At 68.6% G+C, this 3932-nt stretch carries 4 protein-coding genes and 1 pseudogene; all 5 read right to left on the minus strand.

Going from position 1 to position 3932, the window contains the following annotated elements; genetic code table 11:
• Window positions 1-452, minus strand: a pseudogene (locus tag ACN675_RS28195) (MFS transporter); the annotation flags it as partial.
• 84 nt (window positions 453-536) lie between these two features.
• The gene (tpiA, locus tag ACN675_RS28200) at window positions 537-1322 is read right to left on the minus strand and encodes a triose-phosphate isomerase (protein WP_420753958.1); all 786 of its coding nucleotides are present in this window, start codon (window positions 1320-1322) and stop codon (window positions 537-539) included.
• A 4-nt stretch (window positions 1323-1326) separates the two neighbouring features.
• On the minus strand, window positions 1327-2538 hold the full coding sequence (locus tag ACN675_RS28205) for a phosphoglycerate kinase (protein ID WP_420753959.1): 1212 nt from the start codon (window positions 2536-2538) through the stop codon (window positions 1327-1329).
• A 70-nt stretch (window positions 2539-2608) separates the two neighbouring features.
• On the minus strand, window positions 2609-3625 hold the full coding sequence (gap, locus tag ACN675_RS28210; protein WP_420753960.1) for a type I glyceraldehyde-3-phosphate dehydrogenase: 1017 nt from the start codon (window positions 3623-3625) through the stop codon (window positions 2609-2611).
• Between the two features lie 113 nt (window positions 3626-3738).
• Window positions 3739-3932: DNA-binding protein WhiA (whiA, locus tag ACN675_RS28215; RefSeq protein ID WP_420753961.1), on the minus strand; the 194-nt coding region annotated here is incomplete at its 5' end.

Here is a 3932-nt window from a genome sequence, read left to right on the forward strand (position 1 = left end):
CCGGTGGTGACCGACGAATACACACCGGTCACGGTCGCGAGCCGGCCCGCGTGATCGCGTTTGACGACGGCGGGCAGCAGCACGTTCGCGACCGCGATCCCGGCGCCGATCGCCACGGTGCCCGGCCACAGCCAGAGCGCACCCGGCAGCGACCGCACGAGGATCCCGGCGGCGAGCACCCCCATGGCGAACAGGATCAGCAGTTGCGAACCGAAGCGGGCCGCGGGCCGGTGGATCCACGGGGACACCACCGCGAAGCACAGCAGCGGGACCGCTCCGAGGATCCCGAGCCCGGTGCTGCCCAGGCCGGTGTCGGCCCCGATCGACCCCAGCAGCGGGCCGACCGCGGTGATCGGCGGGCGCAGGCACGCCGCGACGATCAGCACGGCGAGCAGGCCGAACAGTGCGGTTCGGCGGGTGGGGCCGCGTCGGACGGAACCTGCGGTGGTCATCGGTGTCGAGTCACTTTCCGGATGAAATGCCGTGGGGCGCAGGATCGGTGCGATCCTGCGCCCCACGAAGGGAACAGTCGTCCGCTACAGCAGCGGACCGCCCGCGGCGATCGCCGAGAGCTGCGCGAACTCGTCGGCCTTGAGCGACGCCCCGCCGACCAGGCCACCGTCGACGTCGGTCTGCGCGATAAGCTCGCCGACATTCTTGGCGTTGACCGAGCCGCCGTAGAGGACGCGGACGGTCGCGGCCACCTCCGGCGAGGCCAGCTCGCCGAGCGTGGCGCGCACCGCGGCGCACACCTCCTGGGCGTCGGCGGCCGAAGCCACCTTGCCGGTGCCGATGGCCCACACCGGCTCGTACGCGATCACGGTCTTCGCGATCTCGTCGGCGGTCAGGCCCGCGAGCGAGCCCTTCAGCTGCTCGACGTTGTACTCGACGTGGTTGCCGGCTTCGCGGATGTCGAGACCCTCGCCGATGCACACGATCGGCGTCAGGCCGTGCCGCAGCGCGGCCTTGGCCTTGTCCCGCACGATCTCGTCGGTCTCACCGTGCAGCGTGCGCCGCTCGGAGTGCCCGACGACGACGAACGTGCAGCCGAGCTTGGCGAGCATCGCACCGGAGATCTCCCCGGTGTAGGCGCCGGAGTCGTGGACGGACAGGTCCTGCGCACCGTAGGTGAGCTTGATCTTGTCGCCCTCGATCAGGGTCTGCACCGACCGGATGTCGGTGAACGGCGGGAGCACCGCCACGTCGACCTTGTCGAGGTACTTCTCCGGGAGTGTGAAGGCGATCTTCTGCACCAGGGCGATGGCCTCGAGGTGGTTGAGGTTCATCTTCCAGTTGCCCGCGATGAGCGGCTTGCGTGCCATCCGGTCAGCCCTCCAGAACCGCGATGCCGGGAAGTTCCTTGCCCTCGAGGTATTCGAGGGAGGCACCGCCGCCCGTGGAGATGTGCGAGAAGCCGTCCTCGGGCAGACCCAGCAGACGCACGGCCGCGGCCGAGTCGCCGCCGCCGACGACGCTGAACGCGCCCTTGCCGGTGGCCTCGATGATGGCCTCGGCGACACCCTTGGTGCCGTCCGCGAACTTCGCGAACTCGAACACACCCATCGGGCCGTTCCAGAACACGGTCTTCGCGCCCGCCAGGTGGTGCGCGAACCGGGCCACCGACTCGGGGCCGATGTCCAGGCCCATCCACCCGTCCTCGATTTCGGTGACGGGTACCGTCTTCGCCTCGGCGTCGGCGGAGAAGCTGTCGGCGATCACCACGTCCTGCGGGATGTGGATGACGTCGCCGAACCGGTCGAGCAGAGCCTTGCAGGTCTCGATCATCGACTCCTCGAGGAGCGAGTTGCCCACCGAGATACCTTGCGCGGCAAGGAAGGTGAAGCACATGCCGCCACCGATGACCAGGGTGTCGACCTTCGGTGCGAGCGCCTCGATCACGGCCAGTTTGTCGGAGACCTTCGAGCCGCCGAGCACGACCGCGTAGGGACGTTCCGGATCGGCCGTCAGGCGGGCCAGCACGTCGACCTCGGCCGCGACGAGCGTGCCCGCGTAGTGCGGCAGCAGCGTCGCCACGTCGTACACCGACGCCTGCTTGCGGTGCACGACACCGAAGCCGTCGGACACGAACGCCCCGTCGTCGCCGACCAGCTCGACCAGGTCGCGGGCCAGCGCCAGGCGTTCCGCGTCGTCCTTGCTGGTCTCGCGCGGATCGAAGCGGATGTTCTCCAGCAGGAGGATGTCGCCGTCGGTCAGGCCCTCGGACCGGGCCAGGGCGTCCTGCCCCACGACATCACCGGCGAGCTGGACGTTGCGGCCCAGCACCTCCCCGAGCTTCGCGGCGACGGGCGCGAGCGAGAACTTCGGGTCGGCCTCGCCCTTGGGGCGGCCGAGGTGCGCGGTGACGACCACCTTGGCGCCGGCGTCGGCGAGCGCCTTGATCGTCGGGGCCGACGCGAGGATCCGACCGGGGTCGGTGATCGTCGCGCCGTCCAGCGGGACGTTGAGGTCCGAGCGCACCAGCACACCGCGCCCTTCGACCCCCGCGTCCAGCAGATCCTTCAGGGTCTGAACTGCCACTGTTCGAGTGTCCTATTCAATCGTTGTCAGAGGGACTTGCCGATGGTGTCAGAGGGACTTGCCGCCGTTGTCAGAGGGACTTGCCGACGAGGTCGATGAGGTCGGCCAGGCGGTTGGAGTAACCCCACTCGTTGTCGTACCAGGCCACGACCTTGACCTGGTCGTCGATGACCTTGGTCAGTGGTGCGTCGAAGATCGACGAGTGCGGATCGGTGACGATATCCGAGGAGACGATGGGGTCGGTGTTGTACTTCATGATGCCCTCGAGCGGGCCCTCCGCGGCGGCCTTGACCGCGGCGTTGACCTCGTCGACGGTGGCCTTCTTGAGCAGCGTCGCGGTCAGGTCGGTCACCGAGCCGGTCGGGACCGGAACGCGCAGCGCGTAGCCGTCGAGCTTGCCGGCCAGCTCGGGGAGCACGAGGCCGATGGCCTTGGCGGCACCGGTGCCGGTCGGGACGATGTTCAGGGCGGCGGCGCGGGCGCGACGCAGGTCCCTGTGCGGCCCGTCCTGCAGGTTCTGGTCCTGGGTGTACGCGTGGATGGTGGTCATCAGGCCCTTCTCGATGCCGAACTCGTCGTTCAGCACCTTGGCGAGGGGGCCGAGGCAGTTCGTGGTGCACGAGGCGTTCGAGATGATGTTCTGCGTGCCGTCGTACTTGTCGTGGTTGACGCCCATGACGATGGTGATGTCCTCGTCGGTGGCGGGCGCCGAGATGACGACCTTCTTGGCGCCGGCGTCCAGGTGACCCCTGGCCTTGGCTGCGTTGGTGAAGATGCCGGTGGACTCGACGACGACGTCGACCCCGAGATCGCCCCAGGGCAGGGCCGCCGGGCCTTCCTTGATCTCGAGGGCGGTGATCTTCTGGTCGCCCACGTAGATGTAGTCGCCCTCGGCGCGGACGTCCTTGTCGAGACGCCCCAGGATCGAGTCGTACTTCAGGAGCGTCGCGAGGGTGTCGTTGTCGGTGAGGTCGTTCACAGCAACGATCTCGATGTCGGTGTTGCCGAGTGCCTTCTGCGCCTCCACCGCACGGAAGAGGTTCCGCCCGATGCGACCGAAGCCGTTCACGCCTACGCGCACAGTCACGATGAAGCTCCTTTACCTCGATGGTGGTGCAGCTTGTGCCCTCACCCTAATCTGCCGAGTCGAGGAAGGTGGGATTTGACCGGCGTCGAAAGAACCCCGCGCCGGGCCTCGGACTACGCCTCGTCGAGCAGCTCCATCGTCACCGCGGACTCGGTGTCGGGAATGCCGAGTTCCTTGGCGCGGCGGTCCGCCATCGACAGCAGCCGCCGGATGCGGCCGGCCACGGCGTCCTTCGTCATCGGCGGATCCGCGAGCTGCCCGAGTTCCTCGAGGGACGCCTGCCGGTGCTGCACACGCAGCGAGCCCG

The organism is Rhodococcus sp. O3, assembly GCF_048897285.1.
Classification (GTDB): domain Bacteria; phylum Actinomycetota; class Actinomycetes; order Mycobacteriales; family Mycobacteriaceae; genus Rhodococcus.